The 24,467-nt window shown below is 43.7% G+C and carries 25 protein-coding genes; 11 read left to right on the top strand and 14 right to left on the bottom strand.

Annotated features, from left to right (window positions below; translation table 11 throughout):
- Positions 1–15 precede the first annotated feature (15 nt).
- From FEM55_RS09080 to FEM55_RS09055, 6 genes are all read left to right on the top strand, one after another.
- Positions 16–798: a uroporphyrinogen-III synthase gene (locus tag FEM55_RS09080; protein WP_138281017.1), complete on the top strand. Its 783-nt coding sequence runs from the start codon at positions 16–18 to the stop codon at positions 796–798.
- Positions 799–928: 130 nt separating this feature from the next.
- Positions 929–1,906 (top strand): PorP/SprF family type IX secretion system membrane protein, encoded by a 978-nt coding sequence (locus tag FEM55_RS09075; protein WP_138281016.1) that lies wholly within the window; start codon positions 929–931, stop codon positions 1,904–1,906.
- 352 nt (positions 1,907–2,258) lie between these two features.
- Positions 2,259–3,332: a T9SS ring complex lipoprotein PorK/GldK gene (porK, locus tag FEM55_RS09070; RefSeq protein WP_138281015.1), complete on the top strand. Its 1,074-nt coding sequence runs from the start codon at positions 2,259–2,261 to the stop codon at positions 3,330–3,332.
- Positions 3,333–3,452: 120 nt separating this feature from the next.
- Entirely contained in the window at positions 3,453–4,268 is an 816-nt protein-coding gene (gene porL / locus FEM55_RS09065; RefSeq protein WP_138281014.1) for a type IX secretion system motor protein PorL/GldL, read from the top strand.
- Between the two features lie 98 nt (positions 4,269–4,366).
- Positions 4,367–5,959 carry a type IX secretion system motor protein PorM/GldM gene (gene porM, locus FEM55_RS09060; protein WP_138281013.1) on the top strand — a complete coding sequence of 531 codons (1,593 nt, stop codon included), beginning with the start codon at positions 4,367–4,369 and terminating at the stop codon, positions 5,957–5,959.
- Positions 5,960–5,996: 37 nt separating this feature from the next.
- Positions 5,997–7,064: a gliding motility protein GldN gene (locus tag FEM55_RS09055; protein ID WP_171036519.1), complete on the top strand. Its 1,068-nt coding sequence runs from the start codon at positions 5,997–5,999 to the stop codon at positions 7,062–7,064.
- Positions 7,065–7,163: 99 nt separating this feature from the next.
- Here FEM55_RS09055 and FEM55_RS09050 read toward each other — a convergent pair whose 3' ends face one another.
- Complete coding sequence (locus FEM55_RS09050) at positions 7,164–7,769, bottom strand: hypothetical protein (protein WP_138281012.1); 606 nt, start codon at positions 7,767–7,769, stop codon at positions 7,164–7,166.
- A gap of 116 nt (positions 7,770–7,885) precedes the next feature.
- Positions 7,886–8,557: a DUF4230 domain-containing protein gene (locus FEM55_RS09045; protein ID WP_138281011.1), complete on the bottom strand. Its 672-nt coding sequence runs from the start codon at positions 8,555–8,557 to the stop codon at positions 7,886–7,888.
- Positions 8,558–8,600: 43 nt separating this feature from the next.
- Here FEM55_RS09045 and miaA point away from each other — a divergent pair, with 43 nt between their 5' ends.
- Positions 8,601–9,515, top strand: coding sequence for a tRNA (adenosine(37)-N6)-dimethylallyltransferase MiaA (miaA, locus tag FEM55_RS09040; protein ID WP_138281010.1), 915 nt, complete (start codon positions 8,601–8,603; stop codon positions 9,513–9,515).
- 54 nt (positions 9,516–9,569) lie between these two features.
- Here the strand turns inward: miaA and FEM55_RS09035 are convergent, their stop codons facing one another.
- The 4 genes from FEM55_RS09035 to FEM55_RS09020 all read right to left on the bottom strand — a co-directional run bounded on the left by FEM55_RS09035 (position 9,570) and on the right by FEM55_RS09020 (position 13,203).
- A complete protein-coding gene (locus FEM55_RS09035) occupies positions 9,570–9,866 on the bottom strand; it encodes a rhodanese-like domain-containing protein (RefSeq protein WP_138281009.1) in 297 nt (98 codons plus the stop codon).
- A gap of 26 nt (positions 9,867–9,892) precedes the next feature.
- Positions 9,893–11,761, bottom strand: coding sequence for a T9SS type A sorting domain-containing protein (locus FEM55_RS09030; RefSeq protein WP_229209172.1), 1,869 nt, complete (start codon positions 11,759–11,761; stop codon positions 9,893–9,895).
- Positions 11,739–12,542 carry a PASTA domain-containing protein gene (locus tag FEM55_RS09025; protein ID WP_138281008.1) on the bottom strand — a complete coding sequence of 268 codons (804 nt, stop codon included), beginning with the start codon at positions 12,540–12,542 and terminating at the stop codon, positions 11,739–11,741. Before FEM55_RS09025 ends, FEM55_RS09030 begins: the two co-directional genes overlap by 23 nt.
- A 67-nt stretch (positions 12,543–12,609) precedes the next feature.
- Positions 12,610–13,203: a riboflavin synthase gene (locus tag FEM55_RS09020; RefSeq protein ID WP_138281007.1), complete on the bottom strand. Its 594-nt coding sequence runs from the start codon at positions 13,201–13,203 to the stop codon at positions 12,610–12,612.
- A 184-nt stretch (positions 13,204–13,387) separates the two neighbouring features.
- Here FEM55_RS09020 and hisB point away from each other — a divergent pair, with 184 nt between their 5' ends.
- The 4 genes from hisB (at position 13,388) to FEM55_RS09000 (ending at position 17,582) form a co-directional block, all read left to right on the top strand.
- Positions 13,388–14,512, top strand: coding sequence for a bifunctional histidinol-phosphatase/imidazoleglycerol-phosphate dehydratase HisB (hisB, locus tag FEM55_RS09015; RefSeq protein WP_138281006.1), 1,125 nt, complete (start codon positions 13,388–13,390; stop codon positions 14,510–14,512).
- A gap of 332 nt (positions 14,513–14,844) precedes the next feature.
- Positions 14,845–15,204: a hypothetical protein gene (locus FEM55_RS09010; protein WP_138281005.1), complete on the top strand. Its 360-nt coding sequence runs from the start codon at positions 14,845–14,847 to the stop codon at positions 15,202–15,204.
- 103 nt (positions 15,205–15,307) lie between these two features.
- Positions 15,308–15,955 (top strand): carbonate dehydratase, encoded by a 648-nt coding sequence (gene can, locus FEM55_RS09005; protein ID WP_138281004.1) that lies wholly within the window; start codon positions 15,308–15,310, stop codon positions 15,953–15,955.
- Between the two features lie 49 nt (positions 15,956–16,004).
- The gene (locus tag FEM55_RS09000) at positions 16,005–17,582 is read left to right on the top strand and encodes a SulP family inorganic anion transporter (RefSeq protein WP_138281003.1); all 1,578 of its coding nucleotides are present in this window, start codon (positions 16,005–16,007) and stop codon (positions 17,580–17,582) included.
- Positions 17,583–17,711: 129 nt separating this feature from the next.
- On the opposite strand, the gene FEM55_RS08995 is transcribed toward FEM55_RS09000, so the two are convergent.
- From FEM55_RS08995 to FEM55_RS08960, 8 genes are all read right to left on the bottom strand, one after another.
- A complete protein-coding gene (locus FEM55_RS08995) occupies positions 17,712–18,167 on the bottom strand; it encodes a hypothetical protein (protein WP_138281002.1) in 456 nt (151 codons plus the stop codon).
- Between the two features lie 18 nt (positions 18,168–18,185).
- Complete coding sequence (locus tag FEM55_RS08990; RefSeq protein ID WP_138281001.1) at positions 18,186–18,626, bottom strand: hypothetical protein; 441 nt, start codon at positions 18,624–18,626, stop codon at positions 18,186–18,188.
- Between the two features lie 54 nt (positions 18,627–18,680).
- On the bottom strand, positions 18,681–19,223 hold the full coding sequence (locus FEM55_RS08985) for an RNA polymerase sigma factor (RefSeq protein WP_138281000.1): 543 nt from the start codon (positions 19,221–19,223) through the stop codon (positions 18,681–18,683).
- A gap of 203 nt (positions 19,224–19,426) precedes the next feature.
- Positions 19,427–20,380 carry a transketolase family protein gene (locus FEM55_RS08980; protein WP_138280999.1) on the bottom strand — a complete coding sequence of 318 codons (954 nt, stop codon included), beginning with the start codon at positions 20,378–20,380 and terminating at the stop codon, positions 19,427–19,429.
- Between the two features lie 57 nt (positions 20,381–20,437).
- Complete coding sequence (locus FEM55_RS08975) at positions 20,438–21,295, bottom strand: transketolase (protein ID WP_171036518.1); 858 nt, start codon at positions 21,293–21,295, stop codon at positions 20,438–20,440.
- A gap of 86 nt (positions 21,296–21,381) precedes the next feature.
- Positions 21,382–21,837 carry a thioredoxin-dependent thiol peroxidase gene (gene bcp, locus FEM55_RS08970; protein WP_138281649.1) on the bottom strand — a complete coding sequence of 152 codons (456 nt, stop codon included), beginning with the start codon at positions 21,835–21,837 and terminating at the stop codon, positions 21,382–21,384.
- Between the two features lie 5 nt (positions 21,838–21,842).
- On the bottom strand, positions 21,843–23,801 hold the full coding sequence (locus FEM55_RS08965; protein ID WP_138280997.1) for a M23 family metallopeptidase: 1,959 nt from the start codon (positions 23,799–23,801) through the stop codon (positions 21,843–21,845).
- A gap of 54 nt (positions 23,802–23,855) precedes the next feature.
- Positions 23,856–24,467: a fumarylacetoacetate hydrolase family protein gene (locus tag FEM55_RS08960; RefSeq protein ID WP_138280996.1), complete on the bottom strand. Its 612-nt coding sequence runs from the start codon at positions 24,465–24,467 to the stop codon at positions 23,856–23,858.

The following is a 24,467-nucleotide window of genomic DNA, read 5'->3' as shown; positions in this document are numbered from 1 at the left end:
TAATGAGGATTATACATGAGTGATACCATCAATTTTGATCAGGAAAGACTAAAAAAAGTAACAAGCCTTTTGGTAAGTCAATCCAGGCCAGCCGACGAGAATTCACCTTATTATGAATTAGCCAAGAAGTATAATATCAAAGTAGATTTTCGGCCATTCATACAAATCGACGGCATTTCCTACAAAGACTTTCGTAAGCAAAAGATTAACATACTGGATCATACGGCTGTCATTTTCACAAGCCGGAATGCCATTGATCATTTCTTCCGCATTTGCAACGAAGGCAGGATTGAAGTTCCGGCTACAATGAAGTATTTCTGTATTTCGGAACAAACGGCTAATTACCTGCAGAAATATATAGTAATCCGGAAAAGAAAAATTTTTACCGGCACCAAAACTGCTACTGAACTGATTGAGCTGATGCGCAAGCATAAAAAGGAAAAATTCCTGTATCCATGTTCAGATGTACGGAAAAACGACATTCCGGAGTTTGCCGATACTGAAGAATTTCACTTTGTGGAAGCAACCATGTACCAGACAATTTCTTCTGACTTGTCTGATCTGGAAGATGTTTATTATGACATTATCGCCTTTTTCAGTCCCTCCGGTATCAAATCCCTTTTTGATAATTTTCCTGATTTCAAACAGAACTCTACCCGAATTGCTGCTTTCGGCCCTACAACGGCAAAAGCAGTGGAAGATGCAGGATTATTCCTTGATATACAGGCACCGTTGCCCAATGCGCCTTCCATGACCGGAGCGCTGGATCTTTACATTCGAAAAGCGAATAATATCTGACCGTAAAATCACAAAAAAGCCCCGGAAATTTTCCGGGGCTTTTTTGTGATTTTATCAATTTTTTTAAGCAATATGCGTTATAAATGAAATCCGAAAACTACCGGCGTGTTCTTAAACCAATCTCACAGGCATGACTTTGACGTCTATTATTCGAAGTACCAAATATAACCTGCTGCTTGCAATATTACTTTTTACAATGCCATGTGCAATGGCACAGAAAGATGCCCAGTTCAGTTTGTTTTCCTTAAACCAGCTTTATCTGAACCCCGCTGCTGCCGGAGCCGGTAATCTGACCCAGTTTCAGCTGACGCACAGAACACAATACGCAGGATATCAGGGAACCAATACGAATGATGACGGCGGTGCACTTTCCACGCAATTGTTTTCGTTCAGTATGCCGATTAAAAATTTCAGTATCGGATTTTATGCATTAAACGATAAAAGCGGACCTCGGACTGATCAGGATTTCAAGATTTCGGCAGCATACCATTTTCCTCTGGCCGGCGGCAACTTTCAGGTTGGAGCCAGTGCTGGTTTGTTCCGACAGTCTATTGATTATGGCAAGCTGAGAGCCCGGGACGAGGATGATCCGCTGATCCAGACCGGCGTTATTTCCGAAATCAACCCTGATTTTGCAGTCGGAGCACGTTATGAAAGTGATGCTTTTTATGCCGGTGTTTCTTTAAACCATCTTTTGAAACCAAAATATCAGATCGGTTCTGAAACAGCAACAAACCCGCTTCCAAGAACGCTATACTTTAATGCAGGTGTAAATATTGGATTGGGTTATCTGCTCGATATTCAACCGATTGTGCTTGTAAAATCCGATATCAGCACTGTTTCGGCAGAAGGCGGTGCAACGGTCACTTACAACAAACGTTACTGGGTTGGCGCAACATACAGGCAACAAGATACTTATGCCATTCTGATGGGCGGTTTGTATTTGCTTCCGGACCAGTCACTCCGATTATCCGGCGCATATGACTTTGTAATCGGAGGAAACAAGGTAAAATCCCCGTCGTCTTTTGAAGTAATGCTGTCTTACGCATTGCAACCGCCAAAAATGGGTAAAAAGACCATCATCAGAACGCCGCGTTTCAGGTTTTAGGCATAGAAAATTGTATCCATAATATATTGAGTTTATATACGGGCGGGAGCAAAAAAATAAGTTTTAATTGATTAAACATTATTTTTTATAACCCACTTGGTAATTATGGAGAATCAGTTTGACAAACTTAATTTATATTTGTAAAGTAAACCAGTGTATACCAATTGCAATTTTCTTACGTTAACTCGTTTAATGTCTGATTAAGCAGGATTAAGGAAAGCTTCTTCCACTTGTTCCGGCTTGCGAATTCTTGATTAGGATTGTTACTTTTTGTTTTATTTCCAGTATACTATATATCATTGGTCGACGTTTTTAGGCTAACATTTTATTATTTAAATTTTACAAAACCACTATGAATGTGAAAGTGTTCTATCGGAATGGAGTCAAAAGTCTGCTTTTGATAGCCGCTCTTATGCTCATGCAAAGTTGCGGATTTATCAAGAGTAAATTTGGCAAGGGAGGAAAGGAAGAAAGCGGGATTTCAAATGGAGAAATTACAGCAACTGCACGTAAAGGTTACAAACAAACGACGCCTGCAGGAATGGTTGTGGTTCCATCCGGTTCTTTCGTAATGGGCCAAGCAGACGAAGACATTGCTTCTTCAATGAACAACATGAACCGTCGTGTAACAATCAGTTCATTCTTTATGGATGACACTGAAATCACCAATAACGAATATCGTCAGTTCGTCAATGCATTGCTTGTTGATTCGGTTTCGGTGCTTGGCGAAGAAGAAATCATGGCGAAATACTATCCTGATACAACAGTCTGGAAAAAAGATTTTGCCTACTCCAACGGTGATCCGTTTGTGGAATATTACTATCAGCATCCGGGCTTTGATACTTACCCTGTTGTGGGCGTAAGCTGGACCGGTGCAGAATATTTTTCCAAATGGCGTACCAATCTTTTGCATGATTTTCAGAATAAAGAAGGCCAGTTCAACTCCACAGGATTTCGCCTTCCTACAGAAGCGGAATGGGAATGGGCTGCCCGCGGAGGACGTGCCGTTGCCAAGTATCCTTGGGGAAATCCGTATACAATGAATGCAAAAGGATGCTTTCTGGCCAATTTCAAACCGCAAAGAGGGAATTACGATGCAGACGGCTATCCTTATACTGCACCGGCCAATGCCTATAACCCGAATGACTTCGGATTGTATAACATGGCGGGAAACGTAGCGGAATGGACTTCCGACGCATATACTGACAATGCAACTGCAATTGTATGGGATATGAACCCGCAGTACAACAATCCGGACGAACCGCGTAAGGTTGTTAAAGGCGGATCATGGAAAGACATTGCTTATTATCTTCAGACCGGTACGCGTACATTCGAATATGAAACGGAACGTCGTGCTTTTATAGGCTTTCGCTGTGTAATGGATAATGTAAACGATCGTGGTGGTGCGGGAGCACGTCGTCGCTAAACTTACTTTTCTTAAAAAAGAAGCAGTGTTCTTGTACTCTGCTTCTTTTTTACGGGCTTTTCAAATCAATTCTTTTCTTTATCAATTTCTATTTATTCACAATAACTGATTTTATTTCGTATGGCTAAGAATAGCGGACCTAGTTTTTTTTGGGATAAACTGGTACCAACCATATATAGCGCGGGTGCTGCCGTTGTTATTTTAGGAGCTTTATTTAAAATACAGCACTGGGACGGAGGAGGCCCGATGTTGACCCTTGGTTTGGGAACTGAGGTTTTAATCTTTTTACTTTATGCAATTCAGACATTAACCCAGTCTGCTGACAGAGATCCGGATTGGACTCGTGTGTATCCTGAACTTGCTGATGATTACAGTGGGCCGGCAGTTAGCCGTCTTTCAACAACCGGCGGAAGTGGCGTTACTACCAAGCTTGACAACATGCTGGACAATGCAAAGATTTCACCTGAGATTTTTGACAGCCTGGGCAAAGGTTTTAAAAATTTGTCGGATACAGTAGGCAAAATTACTGACCTGACGGATGCTACGGTTGCAACCAACGATTATGCCAAGAATGTAAAGAATGCATCTACTGCAATCAACGATATGAACAAGTCATACGGAGTTGCTATCAATGCCATGACTTCTATGGCTGACGCAACCAAAGATGCACAATCCTACCGGGAACAGTTTCAGCAGATCACCAAGAATATGGGTGCTTTGAATGCAGTTTATGAACTTGAACTGCAGGATACAACCAAACACCTTAAAGCAATGAACGCATTTTACGGTAACCTGACAGCAGCAATGGCGAATATGGCTGACGCTACCAAGGAATCTCAAGTGTTCAAAAACGAAATGTCTAAACTGACAACCAATATTTCGTCGCTGAACAGCATTTATGGCAATATGCTGACTGCCATGCGCGGAAATGCGTAAAAAAAGGGTAACAGACTACTTGTAAGTTACCATTGGGAATTACAGCGGCTTGTTATAAAATAAATTATTTAATCACTGATAACTGATTACTGAACAATATGGCAGGTGGAAAAGAAACACCCCGTCAAAAGATGATTGGCATGATGTATCTGGTACTCACCGCAATGCTTGCATTACAGGTAAGTTCAGCCATTATAGAAAAATTCATTCTTCTGAACAATTCTTTGGAACTATCCTCCGGAGCAGCTAATAGAATAAACCAGGAAACTGTATTAAAAATAAAAGCAGCAGTTGAAAAATCGGGAAACCGTGCTGCTGACGTAGCAGTCATAAAGCAGGCTGATCAGGTTCGCAAGTATTCTTCTGATATTATTAACGATATCAATGCTTTAAAGGAAGAAATAACTGCAAAGGCAGGTGGCGGGCTTAATGAAGAAGGAGCTATCAAAAATCCTGAAGAAGCAAGTAAAGTTGCGGAATTGATGGTAGGAGGCAGAAAAAACGGCAAAGCATACCAATTGAAAAAAACGTTGAATGACTATACCGCAGAATTAAACTCCATGATTCCGACCAAATTTCAGCCGCTTGCTTTGGACGGAAAAGAAGATCCTGTTGCAAAGGGCAACAAAGATCAGAGAAACAAGGACTTTGCTGAATTGAATTTTGAAGAAACACCCGTAGCAGCTGCTCTGGCCGTTTTAAGTCAGAAACAAACGGATATCCGCCGTATGGAGGGTGAAGTTCTGAACTATCTTGCAAGTAAAGTTGGTGCTGCAGATATCAAATTTGATCGTGTACTTGCTATGGTAAGTGCAGATGCCAAAACGGTTGTTGCTGGTACCAAATTCAAAGGACAAATGTTTATTGCCGCTTCCGCATCCGGAATTACGCCTCGCATGAGCCTTAACGGTAATGCTGTAAGAGTAGAAAATGGCGTGGGTCTGATCGAATTTACAGCTCAGGGCGGCGGCTATAACGCAGAAGGAATTGCCCGCAAAGAACTTCAGGGAAGGATTACAATTCCTACCGCATCCGGAAGAGATACTACATATGTGATGAGACAGGAATACTTTGTAGTTAAACCTTCTTATCAGATTGAAACCGGAACGTTGCCTCCTTTGTATTTGGGATGTGCTAATAAACTGAGCATTCAAAGTCCGGCTTTGGGTGCACTTTGGGCACCAAACTTTTCAACGGATGGCGGAGAAATCATTCCAAGTGGCCAAAAAGGTAAATTTACAATTGTACCGAACAGAGCTCAGCTGAATATTACGGTAAGCAATGCAGGGAATGTTCTTGGATCAGAGCCTTTCCGAGTGAACCGTGTGCCAAAGCCATCTCTTGAAATCCGGGTAAACGGAGCTGCATTTGATGAACGCAAAGGTGCACCGGCATCCGGCGCAAGAAGTATTCAGGTTGTTGCCGTGGCTGATGAAAGTTTCAGAAACTTCTCTCCTGAGGATGCTAAATTCAGAGTTTCACAAGTGGAAATTTCTCTTGCCCGTGGTGCCCGCCGTATCAATGGCGTAACCCTGAATGGCGGAGGAGGTTCAATTTCATCTCTGGCACAACAGGCACAACCCGGCGACCGTTATGTAGTTTCTATCTTAAAAGTAGAACGTCAGAACTTCAAAGGCGCTGTCAGCGAAGTTGAAATGGGAAATCAAACTCGTACTGTTCCCTTATACTAATTTTTCTAGTTGTGCGTTGCTTAGACAATACAACCTTATGTATGATATGAGAAGAATGAACGGAAAAACGATTGCATGGTCATTGCTGTCTTTATCTCTGGGAACCAGTGCTGCTTTTGCTCAGGAGAAAGTAGATTCTACTGCAAACCAGTTTTCTGCCCGCCCGATCGAAAACGGGGATGTAATGATGAAGAAAACGTTGTGGAGAAGAGTTGATCTTAAAGAAAAACAGAACATTTCCATGTTCTCAAAAAATAACGAGATTACACGCTATCTTCTGGATGCTGCCAAAGCGGGATTGATTGATGCTTATACCAATGACTCCTGTACAACCAAAATTACTCCGGAGGAACTGCACAAGCGCATTCTGATTCCTAATCAGACCGCAGGATTATCTGCTGAAGAACTCGCAGCAGGGTTTGGCGAACCAGCCAAAACAGATGACAGCTGGGGTGCTGCTCCCAAAGCAGATGCTACCAAGCAGGCTCCCGCCGCAACGGATGATGGCTGGGGAAACACTGCTAAAAAAGATGCTCAGAAGGAAGAAGCTGTAGACGATGGCTGGGGACCTCCAAAGAAAAAATCTACCAAGAAAAATGCTAAAAAGACCGAAGTTGCCAAAGAGGAACTGCCGGCTCCGGAAGCACCGAAAGTAGATACTTTCCAAACGCAGGTTGCTGCAACCGAAGAAGAATACTTTCCTGATCAATTGACGATTCTGGAGATTAAGGAAGACTGGACTTTTGATAAAAAAAGATCACGTTTGTACAATGATATTCAGTCATTGTCCATCGTTCTTCCGTCAGAACAAACTTCCACAGGTTTGGAGCTTCCCGTAGCTTCTTTCCGTTACAAAGATGTTGAAAGACTGTTCAGAAGTGATCCTAAAAAGTATATCTGGTATAACACGCACAATACTGCACAGAACAAAAACCTTGCAGATGCTTTTGACCTTCGCCTTTTCTACGGACGTATTACCAAGTTTTCAAATGCCAATGACAAAGCATTTCTTGACATTTACAATGGTGAAAAAGAAGCGCTTATCAAATCCCTTAACTACGAACAGGAGTTAATGGAATTGGAACACGGTCTTTGGGAATACTAAGATGGCATTCAGTAACGTAAGTTCATAAAAAGCAAAAGGCTCCAAATGGAGCCTTTTGCTTTTTAGCAGTATATGAAAGTATTTAATCCTGTAATTTCATTACTTCTTTACTAGCTTAATCTTCTTGCCAAATTTGGTATCCTTGTCGGTTAACCCAAGTGCAGCAATGGTTTCTTCGTAACTTTTCAGATTAATCTGCCCGTTCATCCTGCCCAGTATGGTTCCAGGAATAATAACAACACGAACATCTTCAAAATCACGTTCCGGAGCATTTTCCAATTCTTGCTCTGACCAGTTCGTCTGAATAAGCTGAACGAAAAAGGTGCTCTCTTCAATACCGTGAATAAAAGTGAAATTACTTACAGTATTGTTGCCAAAGCTGACAACGCCCGGAAGCGGCCAATATACGCCTTGTGCCTTGATATAAACAAGCACTGCAGACGATTGTAACAAACTGTCGTCAGCTGCAGTCAGCTCAGATATTCCGGTGATGTAACCACCCGTAGAATCCGTTGCATCCGCGCCAGAAGAAATAATCAATGCGCCGCCGCCGGAAGTTCCGTCTTCTCCGGCAGGGCCTGCAGGTCCGGCTGCTCCGGTATCTCCCTTTTCCCCTTGCGGGCCAACTTCTCCTTGCGGACCTTTACAGCTGACCATGAATACCATCAAACCAACCCAGGCAATCAGTAATAATCTTTTGAACATAATGTTAAGGTTTATAAGTGAATTAAATTAAAGGTGAAATTGTAAAAATTGTTACGCAGGAAAATTGGATCGTGACGAGAAAAAGCCAGTTTCAGCCATAAATTATGTAAAAAAAACTACTTATCCTTCTCGGTTTTTAAAAAATCAATTTCGGCTTCTGTTATCCGGTAACTTGCATACTCTTCCAGCATGATTCTGTTACTTTCCGAAAGCTGAAGTTCTATTTTCCAGTTCATGCTTGCTGCAAGCTGAAAAATCATTAGCTGCACCTGATTTCCTGCAATCCTGGGCAGATCGCTTTGCATGGCCTTGTCATTCATGGTCTGCTTGGCTTCATTCAGAATAGCCGTATAGTCATCACTCTGAAACCGGTTCAGCCAGCCTTGTTCAATGTCGTAAAACTTGTAATCCGTATCGATTGAAAGAATTTCCGGCTTTGGAAAGAAATCAATTATAATCCGGCGTTCACCTTCTACAGGATGAAATTTCAGTTTTGAGAAATCATAACCGACAAGCACTTTTGCTTTGGCTATAATCAGCGCTTTTTTCCTGTCATTGATCAGGTTCCAGATATTTTTATCATTTTCATAATTGTAAATTTCAGTAAAGTACCCTTCGGCCATTACGACCTTGAACACTTTTTCAATCCGCTCAATCAGAACAGTTGCTTCGTGGCTGGAAATGGATTTACCAGCTTTACGATTCAGGAAAAAGGAATAAACCGCCGCCCCTCCTACTCCGCCCACAAGGAGTGTAATAATTAAAAAAAGTAATGTATTGGAATCCATGATATTTAATTTTACAGCAATAAATTCAGATAAAAACAGCACAATGCCAAATACCTCCAAGAAATACCTGATTACAATTGCCGGGCCAACGGCTGCTGGAAAAACTGCATTAGCTGTAAAACTTGCAAAAGCACTCGAAACACAAATTATCTCGGCAGATTCACGGCAGTTTTTTCGTGAACTGAACATCGGAACGGCCAAACCTTCATCGGAAGAACTGGAAGAGGTAAAGCACTATTTCATCAACACACATTCAATTTCAGAATCTTACAGCGCCGGCGATTTTGAACGGGACGTACTGAAACTCCTGGAAACTTTGTTTGAAAAATATGATTACGTAATTATGACGGGCGGTTCCGGATTGTATATAAAGGCCGTTCTGGAAGGTCTTGACAATTTGCCCGCACCTTTGCCCGGCCTGCGCGAGGCACTTGCAAAAAGGCTTTCCGACGAAGGATTGGAAACTTTACAGAACGAAATCAGGCAAATTGATTCCGTGTTTTCGCAAACAAAGGAAATTGCCAATCCGCAAAGAGTCCTGAGGGCATTGGAAGTTTTTCACACTTCCGGAATCCCGATCAGCCAGTATTATATCAAAGATTACAGCAAACGCCCGTTTGAGCAAATCCTGATTGCCGTAGACCGTGAGCGTACGGAACTTTACAACCGCATCGACACACGGATGGATGTGATGCTGAAAGAAGGATTGATTGAAGAAGCAAAGGAACTGATTGCTTACAGATCACATCATGCGCTACAAACAGTGGGTTACAAAGAAGTTTACGGCTTTCTGGACGGCCAGTATGACAAAGAAGAAATGATCAGATTACTGAAACAGAATTCCAGAAGATATGCAAAACGCCAGTTAACCTGGTTTCGTCACCAGGGTAATTTCAAATGGTTTCATGCTGATGAATATCAACTGATTCTGAAATACATTCAGCACTGCATGCCATGAAGAATGATTAAAAATGGGGAGTTCGGAAAAACATGCCTGAACTCCCGACAATGATTATTCCTGTTCGCGGTATGCAAGTATTCCGCCTACGACATTCCTGACATTTGAAAAGCCTTGTGATTCCAGAAATCTGGCCGCCTTTCCGCTCCTTGCCCCGGAACGGCAGTGAATAATAATTTCCTCGTCTTTCAAAGGTTCCAGCTCATTCAGATGGTCGGGCAAATCACCGAGTGGTATCAACACCGCGCCCAGGTTATCTTCCTCGTATTCATGCTCTTCACGAACATCATAGAAATTCAGACTTTCTCCTTTTTCAAGACGTTCTTTTAATTCTTCCACTGTAATGTCCATACCTGATATCTTTTTGTTAGAATAAGCTATTTTACTATTAACACCTTTTGAACCGATGATCGTTTCCCGTCCGATGCTTTTATAAGGTAAATTCCTTCTGTCAAAGTACCGACATTTGCCGACTGCATGCTATTTTCCGGGATAATGGTCTGAAGCAGTTTTCCCTGGACAGAAAGTATTTCTATCCTTTTCAGCGATTTATGATTCCAGTTCAGCGTGCCTTTGTTCGGATTTGGGAAGAAAGAAAAGCTGTTATCCAGCGCCGGTTCGTTTCCGGTAACTACGCCGGTTGCTTTTTTCCCGAGGTAAGGCCGGATCATAATGCTGCCGTTCAGCCCGGTTTCTTTCACCCATTCTGTTCCAAGGTTATAATAAACGTGATCTTTACCCAATAAGGAATTCCGGTCAAATCCTACAGTAACGGGCTGCTCATTGATCTGCAGCCAGCCTACGTAAAATGTGTCGGGCACTGCAACCGGACTGGCGAATGCGTAATCGATAAAACCATTGCGTGCACCAGCATAACGGACTCCAACGGATCGCTGCGCAATCATCTGATCGGGACGGCCGTTTCTGTTGCTGAAAATCTGAATGGTAAAACCTTGTCCTGCAATATCCTTGTTGAAAGCGACCATCGCCATTCTGACGCCGCCGATTGTATCCGGCCTGGAAAGCATATACCGTACGGCCACGCGGCTCAGTTTCTGATTGATCTGAACGCCGTATTCCGCACTGCCGTCGTCAAATGCGTAGTAATCACTTAAATCAACTCTGGAAGTGATCGTGTCGTTACTTTTCAGATTGACATTCGGGATCGTATCCGTTGTCGTTACAAAATATTTCAAAAGCAGTTTCACACTGTCAACATTTGCAGCGGGCGTCACTGGCGTCAGTTTTGTCTGCAGGATTTTCGGTTTCAGTGATTCCACATAAATGGACCTTTGCACATTCCGGAAATACTCAGTGCCTTTGGACTGATCCGTAATGGTGAAAGTGCCGGTCAGGATATTGAAGTTGTTGAAATGATTGACAATGTCCGTCCCGACCGAATCGGAAACTGCAGACTTCGGATCCACCCGGTATTGCCGGAGCGGCATGGACGTATATTTTTTCAGATAGGACGTAAGCGGCTTTCTTAAAGCAACATCAAAGATATACGGTTGTTTTGAGGATCTTTTTGCATTAAGATGAACATAATCCAGATGCCAGGTATCGTAAGGCCCGGAATTTCTTCCATACGACCGGAAACGGAACTGAAAAGCATCATATAAATAAGCCGGATCGGTAATTTTGACAAACTGTTCAATAAAGGAATTCGTCAGATTATAACCGACCTGTTTCCAGACTGTTACCCATTCATTGGATTTATTCAGAAATTCAAGCTGAAAATAATCACTGGAATCCGGCAACTCGCCAAGTCCTTTTGCCAGCCAGTAAAAACTGATGTAAACGGAATCGGCAGCCGTCTTGCCCGCCAGATTAAGCGGCTGGGAAGTAAGCGTATCGGAAAAGCCCTGATTCAGCGGATTGAGCAGGTTGTAAGGAGTTCCGGCTGCATTCAGACCGTCAAAGGTGGCAATGTTAAGCGACGGGTGCGACGTAGTCAGCGAATTGTTGATGTAAACACCGCTTCCCGGCAGCCAGTTTTTACTGCCCGGCGTTGCATTTTTTACCGATGAAAAATCATCGAAAAACGGAAGGTTTAAAGATGCCTGCGTACGAAGAGGGTTTTCTGATTCGAATGCATCCGCATGGCTTTCATCGTCACCGCCAAGCGGAACAAGCTGCAACTGACCATATGAATACGAACATTGCAGCAATATCCAGGCCCAGACAATCAGAATGCGCTTGCTGCTGGCAATCAAAGAACTTTTATTTTGGTAGGTCATCCTCATTCTCATTCTCAGCTGGTTCAACGGCCTGTGGCGTTACCCAAAGATCAATTACGTCTCCAATTCTAACACTGTTGCCGGCATCCGGATTCTGCCTTACGACCGTACCGGCGGCTTGCCCTTCTTCGGCAGGAATGGTCATTTGCTGTCCTACTTTCAGCCCTGCACCGATGATGGCGATTTTGGCTTCATCCAGCGGCATATCCAGCACGGAAGGCGCTTCAAACTGCGCCGTTCCAAGTCCTTCGCCAAGTTCCAGATCAATTTTAGAACCTTTGGCAATCGGCTGGCCGGGAAAAATCTCCTTGCCGTTAAACATTTGTCTCAAAACCGCATTCTGCGCCATATCCGGCACATAGGAAATGTTTCCTTCTTCCAGACCGACGCTTTTCAGCAACATTTGCGCACTTCGGTGCGTCATATCCGTAAGTTTAGGCATTTTAATCAGCGGAGCTGTTCGGGAAACTACGGTAACATATATTTTCCGGCCTTCTTTAACCTTTTCTCCGGGCTGCGGGTATTGTGAAATAATGGTAAGCGCCGGAACATTGGCGACGAAAGTACAATCACTCACTTCATAGCGCAGGTCTCTGCTGTCCAGGAAATCTTCAAGCCCTTCTACGCTTTTCTTTTTCAGGTCCGGAACGGTTATAGCTTCTCCGTGATTGGTGGTAAAAGGAAGATATACGAAAAAGAATCCCAGAAAAAGAACCAAAAGCAGTGAAACGACGATTCCGATATGTATTAAAAGATCCGTTCTGGATTGTGTGCTTATTTTGGCCATGAATTTACTGAATGCGCGATTTTTATAAACGGTAAAAATAAACGTAATATTCCGAGTTGCAAATATCCTAGGCCGTATATGAGCCAAGAATTCTTTTTATATACTTGCCCAGAATATCAAATTCGAGATTGACGGTATCGCCTTTTTTAAGCAAATGAAAATTGGTAAATGAATACGTATAAGGTATAATCGCAACCCGGAACGAATTCTGTTCCGAATTGAAAACGGTAAGACTGACGCCATTGATACAGATTGAACCTTTTTCGACCGTAATATTTCCTGTGGAAGGATCGTATTCAAAATCAAAAAGCCAGCTTCCGTCCCTTTCTTCAACGGCAATGCATGTGGCGGTCTGGTCTACATGTCCCTGAACGATGTGTCCGTCAAACCTTCCGTTCGCAGGCATGCAGCGTTCCAGATTTACCTTGCTGTCTTCAGTTAGTGAACCGAGATTGGTTTTCAGCAATGTTTCTTCAATGGCTGTAACCTGATAAGTATCGCCTTCAACGGCGGTTACCGTAAGACAAACGCCATTATGGCTCACACTCTGATCAATTTTAAGTTCCTTTGCAATCGGGGATCGAAAGGTGAAAGTACGGTTTGTACCCTGTGTTTCTATTTTTATAACTTCCGCTGCGGATTCTACAATTCCTGTAAACATGATCGTATGGATGTTTTTAAACAGCAAAGCTACAATTTCCCGGCAACTCTTTCAGCAGTAAAGAACGTGCCGGCTTATACTATTACTTCTCTATGCCTTTTCAATTCCACTTAGTTTGCGAACTTTGCACAAGAAAGAAATGTCCGCGCATTTTCTGTAACATCCATTCAATATAAAACCATTGATGAAAAAAGTCTTGTTTATTGATCGTGACGGAACGATCATTGTCGAACCTCCTACCGATTTTCAGGTCGATTCTCTGGAAAAGCTTGAATTTTTACCAAAAGCCATTTCCAGCCTCCGCCGCATTGCAGAAGAAACAGATTATGAACTTGTCATGGTGACCAATCAGGACGGGCTTGGAACGGATTCCTTTCCGGAACCTGATTTCTGGCCGGCCCATAACAAAATGCTTCAAACGCTGGCGGGTGAAAATATTCACTTTGCCGCAGTACATATAGACAGAAGTTTTCCTGAAGACAACCTTCCGACCCGCAAGCCGGGAACAGGACTGCTTACAGCCTACTTTTCCGAGGAATATGACCTTGCAAACAGTTATGTCATCGGCGACCGCCTTACAGACGTACAGCTTGCCGTTAATCTGGGTTCAAAAGCGATTTTGTTCGGCTCTGACGTTCAGGACAAACAGATCTCCGATGAAATGAATGCTGCAATCCGTTCTATTTCAAATGACTGGGATGCCATTTATGAACACCTGAAACTGCCTTCAAGAAAAGCTTCTGTTGAAAGGAATACGAAGGAAACGCAGATAAAAGTAGAACTGAATCTGGACGGCAGCGGCAGATCGAACATCCATACCGGCCTTGGATTTTTTGATCATATGCTGGATCAGCTTGCAAGGCATTCCGGCGCGGACCTTGCGATTCATGTGGAGGGCGATTTGCATATCGACGAACATCATACAATTGAAGATACCGCCCTTGCTCTGGGCGAAGCATACCGTCAGGCAATCGGCGATAAAAGAGGCATCAGCCGTTACGGTTTCCTGCTTCCTATGGATGAAGCACTCGCGCAGGTTGCCATTGACTTTTCCGGACGCCCGTGGATCGTTTGGGATGCGGAATTCAAAAGGGAGAAAATCGGGGAAATGCCGACGGAAATGTTTTTTCATTTTTTCAAGTCCTTTTCGGATACTTCCCTTTCCAATCTGAATATTAAAGTGGAAGGCCAGAACGAGCATCACAAAATCGAATCCATATTCAAGGCATTTGCAAAAGCGATAAAAATGGCCGTCCGCCGTGATTTGAAAGCGCTGGATTTTATGCCTTCAACAAAAGGAGTACTTTAATTTTTTTGGACAGCAAGTCTGATGTTTGGCTTTTTTACCTATTTTTGTCCGTATCAAGTCAGATTATAACGAGTGTATTATGGGAATGACAATCATCATGATCATTTTTTATGTAGTCCTGCTGGGTTCGGCTTTTGTTGTCGGACGATGGCTGGAAAATCATGAAAAAGGATGGAGAATTAAATAAGGGTTGTTTTTACGACCCTTTTTTGTGCCTTTGGTGAAACCTGCTTTTCAAACTGTTGCAATACGAAAGTACTTTATACCATTTATAAAGGCCCGGACGTTTTTAGTCGTGCTGCTGTTCTGGAACCGTTTTAAAATTTCATACTTTGCTAAGAACGCTTTGTCTCATATTGCTCACGGCCTTTCTGATCTGTAAAGCTACGGATGTAGTCAGCTTTTTGCTGGTGGAGGAAAAAGTGCTTGTGGCCTGTGTCTCCACAGGCACGTGCAATGACAAAAATTCTGGCAGTAACGATGACAAAGGTACCTGTGACGACACAGGCACCTGCGATAATGAAAAAACAGAAATCGAAAAAACGCTTGACGATCAGCTTCTGATTTCACATTCCGTGCATTTTGATAAATGCAGCTTGTCCATTCCGTTAAAATCTTCTTTTTCCTATACGATTAATCCAGGGAGTGAAATTTATCGTAACATCCTTTCTCCTCCTCCTGAATCAGTCTGATTTCTTTCCGGTATTTAAACGATATACTGCCTGACAGATGAAACCTCGTTTCACCTGAATCCGCTGTATGTTAATATCTTCCATTCTTGTAATTCGGGAAATCATGATTCATTCGTATAAATCACTTTTTGACAATAATAAAAACTGGGTTGCCAACACTACAAACGCAAACCCTGAATTCTTCCATAATCTGGCAAAAGGACAAAGTCCTGAATATCTCTGGATTGGTTGCTCCGACAGCCGCGTTCCGGCCAATGAGATCACCGGTACCATGCCGGGCGATATTTTCGTTCACCGCAACATTGCCAACATGGTCATTCATACAGATATGAGCATGTTGAGCGTACTCGATTATTCCGTAAATGTATTGGGGGTAAAACACATCATCGTATGCGGTCATTATGGATGTGGCGGTGTGATTGCAGCCATGGGTAACAAGCAGGTTGGACTGATCGATAACTGGCTTCGTCATATCAAGGATGTGTACAGGCTTCACAAGCAGGAGCTTAATGCCATCGAGGATATTGAAAAAAGAAGTGAGCGGTTTGTGGAACTGAACGTCATTGAGCAAGTACGTGATCTTGCCAAAACTTCCATTGTTCAGAATGCATGGGCAAACGGAAAACCGCTGCAGGTGCACGGACTTGTTTACGACATTAGAAACGGCATTTTGAAAGATCTTGATGTGTCGGCAGTTGACTGCAACGACATGGAAGATGTTTACCGATTTGAAATGCCGGATTATGTCTGAGAAAGGCTGCCTACAATTATTCAGTTAAATCCTTTTTAGAATCAACCGTATGTCAGTGGATAAAAATAACCTTTTTTCCAACCTTAAATATGATTTTCCCTCAGGGCTAGTCGTATATCTGGTTGCATTGCCCCTATGCCTGGGTGTAGCGCTCGCTTCCACCGGAAGGCCGGATCTGCTTTTTTCCGGGATCATTGCAGGAATGATCGGCGGCATTGTAGTCGGCTTCTTAAGTGGTTCTGCGCTTGGCGTGTCCGGGCCGGCGGCCGGACTGGTTGTCATTGTGCTTAATGCGCTGGATACGCTGGGAAGCTTCGAAGCATTTCTGCTGGCTGTGGTAATTGCAGGAATTTTACAGGTAATTGCAGGTTTGATGAAAGCCGGGATTATCGGTTACTATTTCCCTTCCTCTATTATCAAAGGCATGCTGGCAGCAATCGGAATTACGCTTATCTTAAAAGAAATTCCGCACGCCTTCGGGTATGATGCCGACTTTATGGGCGATGAAGCATTTGACCAGAAAGACGGCCAGAATACATTTACCGAGTTATTCAACGCAGTCAGATACAGCAGTACGGGCGCCATCATCATCTCGGCAGTTTCACTGGGTTTACTGATCCTTTTTGATAAACCCTTTATGAAAAGAATACAATTGTTCCGGTTTGTTCCCGGCGCATTGTTTGTTGTCATAACCGGAATTTTCCTGAATATACTTTTTGCAACACTGATGCCGGGCTGGGCGCTGTCAGGTGACCATATGGTGCAGTTGCCGGTTGCTTCCAGTGCAGGCGAGTTTTTCAGCTTCTTTAAATCGCCCGATTTCTCTGCCATAAATAATGTGGATGTTTACACCATTGGTTTGACACTGGCCATTGTAGCCAGCCTGGAAACGCTCTTGTGTGTGGAAGCAACGGACAAGCTGGACCCTTACAAGCGGAATACGCCAACGAACCGGGAACTGATTGCACAGGGAATCGGAAATATTACTTCCGGCCTGATTGGCGGGTTGCCCGTTACGCAGGTGATTGTCCGGAGCTCGGCCAACATTGATTCCGGCGGAAGGACCAAAATGAGTACAATCATTCACGGTTCCATTCTGCTTTTGTCGGCATTGTTTATTCCTGCCTATCTGAACTACATTCCGCTTGCCTCTCTGGCTGCTATTTTATTAATGGTTGGTTACAAACTCTCGAAGTTCTCTCTCTATCAGGGTATGTATAAGCTTGGCAAAGAACAATTTATTCCGTTCATTGTCACCATCATTGCCATACTGAGCACAGATTTGCTGAAAGGAATTGCCATAGGCATGGTCGTGGCGATTTACTTTATTCTTAGAAAGAACTACAAGCATTCTTATCATTACTTCAAGGAAAATCACCGTGACGGAGATGTAATTACACTTATTTTGTCGGAAGAAGTTACATTCCTCAACAAAGGAAGCATCAGTGCTACACTCGACAATCTGCCCGATGGTTCTACGGTCGTTATTGACGGAAGCAAATCGCTGAACATCGATTATGACGTACTTGAAATTATTCAGGATTTCAAAAAACATTCCGCGCCATTACGGAATATTTCAGTAAAAACCGTTGGTATCCATGAAGTCGCGGTTATCGGCGGACATTGATAGTTAGGTTATTTGATTTAAAACAAAACAGGTCAGGATTTTTCCTGACCTGTTTTGTTTTAAAAAATCGGTATTCAGTTACAAAGAATCAGAAATCAACAAAATAAGTTCGGCAACTGACGGCTACATCTATCTTTGTTTCAGCCGCTGGATCAGCATATCGTTGAAAGTACGCTCGGCTTTGTATAATTCGATTACCTGACTGGCAGAAATCACTTTCAGAAAACGGCTCTGATATTCTTTTTCAAGGTCGAGTTCTTTTTGCCGCAGATCCTGTACTTCCTTCAGATTGTTCATAACCTGATTGTCCGTTTTTACCAGTGCCTTTTTGTTGTTGATGATCATGCGTTGCTCACGGTGAATCTCTCTTCTCTTCTGTGAATACTCGTTATAAATCGGCCAGAACCCGGTCGATTGCTCTGGCGTCAGGTTCAGGCGATTCGTAATAATGGCAACTTTTGCATCCTGAATTCTTTTTATTTCATCCTCGGAACGGCCCTGCGCCTGCACCGAAGTCACTGAACATAATGCAATGAACAGGCATGCAAAGATTTTATAGTAGTTTGGAAATAACTTTAAGTTCATCGTCTTTTATTGTTAGGGTCAGATCGTCTCAGCACCTGAAACCGGTTCATCTATTTGCTGGCGCAACACATCCTCATCCAGGCCGTCCAGATAAAAAAGAACGGTTGAATCCGTATCGAATGCCTTTTGAACAACTTTATGCTCGCTTAAATCGTAGTAACTGATATTCTGGTCTTCCAGATAAGAAATGATCGAAGCATTGCTAACGCCGCTGAGCGGTTCCTGCCCGAGCGAGCCCTGGCGTTCCGGAACAGTAACCCATACCAAAGCCAGAATAAATGTCATTGCCGAAGCCAAGCCGAGTGACCTTTGCCATGACCAGCCTATCACCGGCCTGCTTACCGGCTCCGCAGGAATTCTCGACTGAATCATCTGTGGCAGCTTATCAAAATAGCCATCGGGGACGTTAAAGGGCGTTTCCCTTTTCATATCATCCAGCCGTATTCGCTTTTTGTCCATGATTATCTGTGTTTCTCTACTTGTAAATGTTTGACCAAAGTAATTGTTAATGGTTTAATCCGTTTCGTTCAAAAAGTCTTCTATTTTTTTCGTCGCCCAATGATATGAAGCTTTCAAAGCGCCTACGGAAGTTCCGGTAATTTCAGAAATTTCTTCATACGGCAGTTCTTCAAAGTATTTCAGGTTGAAAACAAGCCTTTGCTTCTCCGGTAATTTCAGCAATGCCTTCTGAAGTTTCAGCTGTACGGCATCTCCGCTCACCAAAGGATCGGCTTCCAGTTTTTCACTCAGTTCATTTTCAATATCGTAAATCGGAATAAAAAACCTTTTTCTCTTTTTGTTCAGAAAGTTGATTGCTTCATTGCTTGCAATACGGTACAGCCAGGTATATAGTTTCGAATCACCGCGAAAATTCTCAAGTGCCGTCCAGGCTTTTATAAATACATCCTGCGTAATGTCATTGGCATCGTCGTGATCAACGACCATTTTACGGACCAACCAATACACTTTTTGCTGATACTTGCGCACCAGCTGGTTGAAAGCGTTTCTGCGCGTTTCGGGATTTTCAAAAAGAGCTAATAATTCTTCGTCAGACATTTAATCAGTACTAACCTGTTGACTAATTTCAGGCAAACCTTTCGGGGTCATGATGTGACAAATCCCGAATCAACGCAAGTCAATAATAGTTTATTTTTTAATACACGGCAAATAAAATCCGAGTCTTGCAAAAGCAAACGATGTGTTACTTTTACAAGACCCGGCTATTTTTATTTACTGTCAAAGCAACAGCAACTTTTTTTTTATTTTCTTTCAATAGCGCGTTTAGCGGCTGCTACGATGTCTTTTGCCGTCAAACCGTATTTCTCCATCAGCTGCGTCGGCGTTCCGCTTTCTCCGAAGCTGTCGTTAACGGCCACATATTCCTGCGGAACAAGCTTGTTTTTAACCAGAACCTGCGCAATGCTGTCGCCAAGCCCGCCAATCCGGTTATGTTCTTCTGCCGTCACCACGCATCCCGTTTTCTCCACCGATTTCAGAACAGCTTCTTCGTCCAGCGGTTTGATCGTATGAATATTAATGATTTCAGCATTGATTCCTTCCGCTTCCAGCTGCTCACCGGCCTGAATCGCTTCCCAAACCATGTGGCCGGTTGCAAAAATACTAACGTCCGTTCCTTCATTGACCATCCACGCTTTACCGATTTCAAATTTCTGGTCCGCAGCCGTAAAAACCGGAATAACCGGACGTCCGAAACGCAGATAAACCGGGCCTTCATGGTCAGCAATGGCAATCGTAGCCGCTTTGGTCTGATTGTAATCGCAAGGATTGATCACCGTCATGCCCGGCAGCATTTTCATCATGCCAAGATCTTCCAGAATCTGGTGCGTTGCGCCGTCTTCACCCAGCGTAAGCCCGGCATGCGACGCACAGATTTTCACATTTTTATTGGAATAGGCAACACTCTGCCGGATCTGGTCGTAAACGCGGCCCGTTGCAAAGTTGGCAAAAGTAGTGGCAAAAGGAATCTTGCCGCCAATGGTCAGACCGGCAGAAACACCGATCATATTGGCTTCTGAAATCCCGCACTGAATAAAACGGTCCGGATTTTCCTTGATAAAAGGTTCCAGTTTCAAAGAGCCGACAAGGTCAGCACAAAGCGCAACAACGTTCGGATTCTGCTGTCCGAGCTCATGCATTCCGGCACCAAAGCCGGAACGGGTATCTTTCTTCTCAGTGAAGGTGTATTTTTTCATTCTGTCTGATATTTTTATAAAACCGGATCAAGTAGTTAAACTGATGGTTTTGTATTTTCAATAATCACCCAATGTTTCTTCCAGCTGGCCCAATGCTGCGGCAAGTTGCTCGTCGTTTGGTGCAACGCCGTGCCATTTGTGGCTGCCCATCATGAAATCAACGCCGAATCCCATGCCGGTATGAAGCAAAACAAGAATCGGCCTTCCGTGTCCCAGACGGCTTTTCGCTTCGTAAAGACCTTTCAGTATGGCAGCCATGTCGTTGCCTTCTTCAATAGAAATGACTTCCCATCCGAAAGCTTCGTATTTCTTGCCAAGATCACGGTTATTCATTACTTTAACCGTCGGACCGTCAATTTGCTGACCGTTCAGGTCAATAAATGCAATCAGATTGTCCACTTCATGATGCGGGGCAAATGACGCTGCTTCCCAAACCTGACCCTCCTGCTGCTCGCCGTCACCCATTAGCACATAGATGATGCCTTTATCCTTATTCAGTTTTTTGGACATGGCAGCACCTAACGCAACCGACAAACCTTGTCCGAGCGAACCGGAAGCAATACGGATTCCTTCCAGGTGTTCATGCGTGGTCGGGTGGCCCTGAAGACGTGAATCCAGCTTGCGGAAAGTTGCCAGTTCTTCAACCGGAAAATATCCTCTGCGCGCCAGCGTACTGTACCAGACCGGAGAAATATGTCCGTTCGACAGAAAGAAAAGGTCTTCACCCGTTCCGTTCATATCAAATACAGGTTTGCCGTCCTGCTCATTGAGCATCATGCGCTCGAAGTACAATGCTACCAATAAATCGGTGCAGCCCAATGAACCTCCGGGATGTCCCGACTGGCAGCTGTGTACCATACGAACAATATCCCTGCGGACTTGCGAAGCTACTTTTTCTAGTTGTTCAATTTCCATTTTTATCTATTTCTGTTGGAATGTCTTTGATTATATTCAGGGTACAAAGGTCCTTAAATTAAGTATCTAAAATTGACCGTTTATTATTAAGTATTGCCAAGAATTTGATCCGTATGGTTTTTGGTATCCACTTTCTGGATTATTTCTTCGATCATACCGTTTTCGTCAATTACAAATGTAGTGCGCGCCGTTCCCATGTAGGTCCGGCCGTACATGCTTTTTTCAACCCACACGCCGTATGATTCCACGATTGCATGATCCGTATCGGCAAGCAAAGAAAACGGAAGACTGAATTTATTGATGAATTTGACATGTGATTTTTCGTTATCAACGCTTACACCCAGTACTTTATAGCCTTGACTCAACAATTTGTCGTAATTGTCGCGCAGGTTACAGGCCTGTGCCGTACAGCCGGGCGTGTCGTCTTTGGGATAAAAGTACAGAATCACTTTTTCTCCTTTGAAATTCGAAAGTTTTACTTCCTTTCCATCCTGGTCCCTGGCTGAAAACCCGGGCGCCGGATCTCCGACGTGAAGTTCCATCATAATTATCTTTTACGTTTTCTGACCTTTTTATGAACAACAACCGGCTCAGTCAGTTCTGTTCGCAAGATAGTACTATTTCCTGCCCCATCGGTAACTTCCAGCATTAGTTCTCCTTCAAACGCCTGGCTTTCGTCCAGCTTTTCCGACCATATATAACCTCTTTTGGCATCGTAATTCATCAGTACCCATTCGCCGTTGACCAATGCCTTGTAAAAATCAATCCCCGACAACGGGTCCCATATGTAACCTCGGATTCTTTTTTTGCTGTTTTCGACAAGACGGACTTTTGGCGGAACGGTATCTGCCTGAATAACAAATGTTCCGAGTTCGCGCGTATCGAATCTGATTTCGTTTTCGGTCCATACGCCGCCTGCAAAACGATACTCTCCGTTTACATACCTGTAAACATGCGTATGCGCTTTGTCATCGGGAACATTTTCCGGTGTGAACGAAACAGTGACAAAATCTTTGAGTGCAATGCCGCGATTGTTAATCGTAAGCGCATTGAAATTGCGTTGTCCGACCAGAAACAAGGTGTCAAAAAGGCTTGTGTTCTGAAAATCAACAGACCATTTTTCACCCTGATAGATAAATGCAGTTTCGGGATAAATCTGGCTTCTCAGATAAGTTTTTACAGTTGTATTGCCGACTTTTACGGAATCTGGCCGGTATAGCCGCAGGTCACTTAGAAAAACCGCGGATTCGCCGGCATAAAAATCCGGCTCCTTTTTGATTTCTTTTCCTCCGGCAAAAAAAGTGGCAACCGGGATTGAACTTCTGTAATATTTCGCCTTTACAGTCAGCGTATTTTCCTGAACGTCTGTTTGTACCCATTCCGGGTTCACCTCCATGTCGTACGCTGGCAGCGGCGGGTTCTGCGGTTCTCCTTTAATGTCAAAAATTAGTTCGGAAGAATTTTCATATGAATCCGTTACTTTGATTCGCACTTCATGGCTCAAAGTATCCGTGATGTTGAGTTTCCCTTTGAATGATCCCGTTTTGTAGAGATTGAAATTATTGCCGTCCGGAACGTAGCATTTCAGAAAACGCTGACCGGTTTTCTGTTCTGTTTCATAATCGATTAGATTGTTGTAATCGCGCGTCGAGGCATTGGGAAAAATTTCCATGTTGTATGAAAACACCTCGTTCCCGTCCATTTTGATTTCAATGCACTGCAGGCCGTAACGAAATCCGGTTCCGGTCATCTGGTCATGCGCAACAAGGTCCATGCCGATTATTCCCGTGGCCGTAACCGGATAAGGCAGCCGGTAAGTGCCGTCTTTCAGCTTCACCGGCGCAAACACTCTCCTCTCAAACTGTCCGTTCACACGCCCGTTGATATCCAGTGGCCGGATCGCCAGATTGACAAACTTCGGCGGCGTAATGTCCTTTATCTCATTAAATCCGAAGTATAACGGATTCAGGTAATTATCTTTCGAATCGCGGATTTCAAAATGCAGATGCGGCCCCGCAGAGCCGCCGGTATTGCCTGAAAGCGCAATGATTTCTCCTTTTTTAAACTGGAATTTTCCAGGCTCGGGAAAAAGGTCTATTTCAAACGTCTGCTTTTTATACTGTTCCTCGCGCACATAACGTGCAAGCGGATCGCTGAATCTGAGCAAATGCCCGTATACCGTTGTCTGTCCGTTCGGGTGACGCAGAAAAATGACATTGCCGTAACCGCTTCTCTGAATGGCTACTTTGTAAACATAGCCTTCGGCAGCGGCATGTACCGGCAATCCTTCCCGCTGCTCCGTTCTGATATCCAGACCGGCATGAAAGTGATTGCTTCTCAAATCGCCCAGACCGCCGGCAAGTGTATTTGCCAGGCCGGGACGTATCGGAAACTGATAATAACCTTTTGGATAAGACTGCTTTTGTGCAAAGGAATGATGGTAAAAAGAAATCAGGACCGCAACGAAAAAACCGGTTCGGACCAGCGCACGAAAATAATATTGCATGAAAAAAACGGTAATAATGAACAGCCCGGCAGCTGTCGGATGATTAAGAACGATTTATCGGACAAATAATTCCAGCATTTTTTTACCTTCAATGGAAGCAGTAAGCTTATCCCCTATTTGCACGGACGACACGCCTTTCGGAGTTCCGGTGAAAATCAGATCTCCTTTTTTCAGCATGAAAAATTTTGATACAAAAGAAATAAGGTAATTGATCCGGTAAAGCATCATGGACGAATTCCCGTTCTGCCGTGTTTCGCCGTTTACATCCAGACTGAAATTGATGTTCTGAATATCCTCATAGTCGGAAACCGGGACAAAATCCGATACCGGCGCCGATCCGTTAAACGCTTTTGCCAGTTCCCACGGCAAGCCCTTGCTTTTCAGCTCCGATTGCAGGTCGCGTGCTGTAAAATCGATGCCGACCCCGATTTCATCGTAATATTTATGCGCAAATCTTTCTTCTATGTTCTTTCCCACGCGGTTGATTTTTACAACCAGCTCCACTTCATGATGAATGTCTTTGGAAAAATCAGGGTAAAAAAACGGTTCTCCCAAACGGATCTGGGCTGTTTCCGGTTTCAGGAATATAACAGGCGCGTCCGGTTTTTCATTATTCAATTCAGCGATATGCTCTGTATAATTACGGCCAACACAAATGATTTTCAT

Origin of the sequence: Dyadobacter sediminis (assembly GCF_005860765.1) — a bacterium.
Lineage (GTDB): Bacteria > Bacteroidota > Bacteroidia > Cytophagales > Spirosomataceae > Dyadobacter > Dyadobacter sediminis.
This window is presented reverse-complemented; position numbering and strand designations above follow the sequence as displayed.

Coding starts and splice junctions, on each gene's coding strand:
- FEM55_RS09045 (WP_138281011.1), bottom strand. CDS start 8,557: ATGGATTCCAATACATTACTTTTTTTAATTATTACACTCCTTGTGGGC.
- miaA (WP_138281010.1), top strand. CDS start 8,601: ATGCCAAATACCTCCAAGAAATACCTGATTACAATTGCCGGGCCAACG.
- porM (WP_138281013.1), top strand. CDS start 4,367: ATGGCAGGTGGAAAAGAAACACCCCGTCAAAAGATGATTGGCATGATG.
- FEM55_RS09080 (WP_138281017.1), top strand. CDS start 16: ATGAGTGATACCATCAATTTTGATCAGGAAAGACTAAAAAAAGTAACA.
- FEM55_RS08985 (WP_138281000.1), bottom strand. CDS start 19,223: ATGTCTGACGAAGAATTATTAGCTCTTTTTGAAAATCCCGAAACGCGC.
- FEM55_RS09030 (WP_229209172.1), bottom strand. CDS start 11,761: ATGAGGATGACCTACCAAAATAAAAGTTCTTTGATTGCCAGCAGCAAG.
- porL (WP_138281014.1), top strand. CDS start 3,453: ATGGCTAAGAATAGCGGACCTAGTTTTTTTTGGGATAAACTGGTACCA.
- FEM55_RS09050 (WP_138281012.1), bottom strand. CDS start 7,769: ATGTTCAAAAGATTATTACTGATTGCCTGGGTTGGTTTGATGGTATTC.
- FEM55_RS08995 (WP_138281002.1), bottom strand. CDS start 18,167: ATGAACTTAAAGTTATTTCCAAACTACTATAAAATCTTTGCATGCCTG.
- FEM55_RS09055 (WP_171036519.1), top strand. CDS start 5,997: ATGTATGATATGAGAAGAATGAACGGAAAAACGATTGCATGGTCATTG.
- can (WP_138281004.1), top strand. CDS start 15,308: ATGATTCATTCGTATAAATCACTTTTTGACAATAATAAAAACTGGGTT.
- FEM55_RS08980 (WP_138280999.1), bottom strand. CDS start 20,380: ATGAAAAAATACACCTTCACTGAGAAGAAAGATACCCGTTCCGGCTTT.
- FEM55_RS09000 (WP_138281003.1), top strand. CDS start 16,005: ATGTCAGTGGATAAAAATAACCTTTTTTCCAACCTTAAATATGATTTT.
- FEM55_RS08960 (WP_138280996.1), bottom strand. CDS start 24,467: ATGAAAATCATTTGTGTTGGCCGTAATTATACAGAGCATATCGCTGAA.
- FEM55_RS09025 (WP_138281008.1), bottom strand. CDS start 12,542: ATGGCCAAAATAAGCACACAATCCAGAACGGATCTTTTAATACATATC.
- FEM55_RS09035 (WP_138281009.1), bottom strand. CDS start 9,866: ATGGACATTACAGTGGAAGAATTAAAAGAACGTCTTGAAAAAGGAGAA.
- FEM55_RS09075 (WP_138281016.1), top strand. CDS start 929: ATGACTTTGACGTCTATTATTCGAAGTACCAAATATAACCTGCTGCTT.
- FEM55_RS08975 (WP_171036518.1), bottom strand. CDS start 21,295: ATGGAAATTGAACAACTAGAAAAAGTAGCTTCGCAAGTCCGCAGGGAT.
- porK (WP_138281015.1), top strand. CDS start 2,259: ATGAATGTGAAAGTGTTCTATCGGAATGGAGTCAAAAGTCTGCTTTTG.
- hisB (WP_138281006.1), top strand. CDS start 13,388: ATGAAAAAAGTCTTGTTTATTGATCGTGACGGAACGATCATTGTCGAA.
- bcp (WP_138281649.1), bottom strand. CDS start 21,837: ATGGAACTTCACGTCGGAGATCCGGCGCCCGGGTTTTCAGCCAGGGAC.
- FEM55_RS08965 (WP_138280997.1), bottom strand. CDS start 23,801: ATGCAATATTATTTTCGTGCGCTGGTCCGAACCGGTTTTTTCGTTGCG.
- FEM55_RS08990 (WP_138281001.1), bottom strand. CDS start 18,626: ATGGACAAAAAGCGAATACGGCTGGATGATATGAAAAGGGAAACGCCC.
- FEM55_RS09020 (WP_138281007.1), bottom strand. CDS start 13,203: ATGTTTACAGGAATTGTAGAATCCGCAGCGGAAGTTATAAAAATAGAA.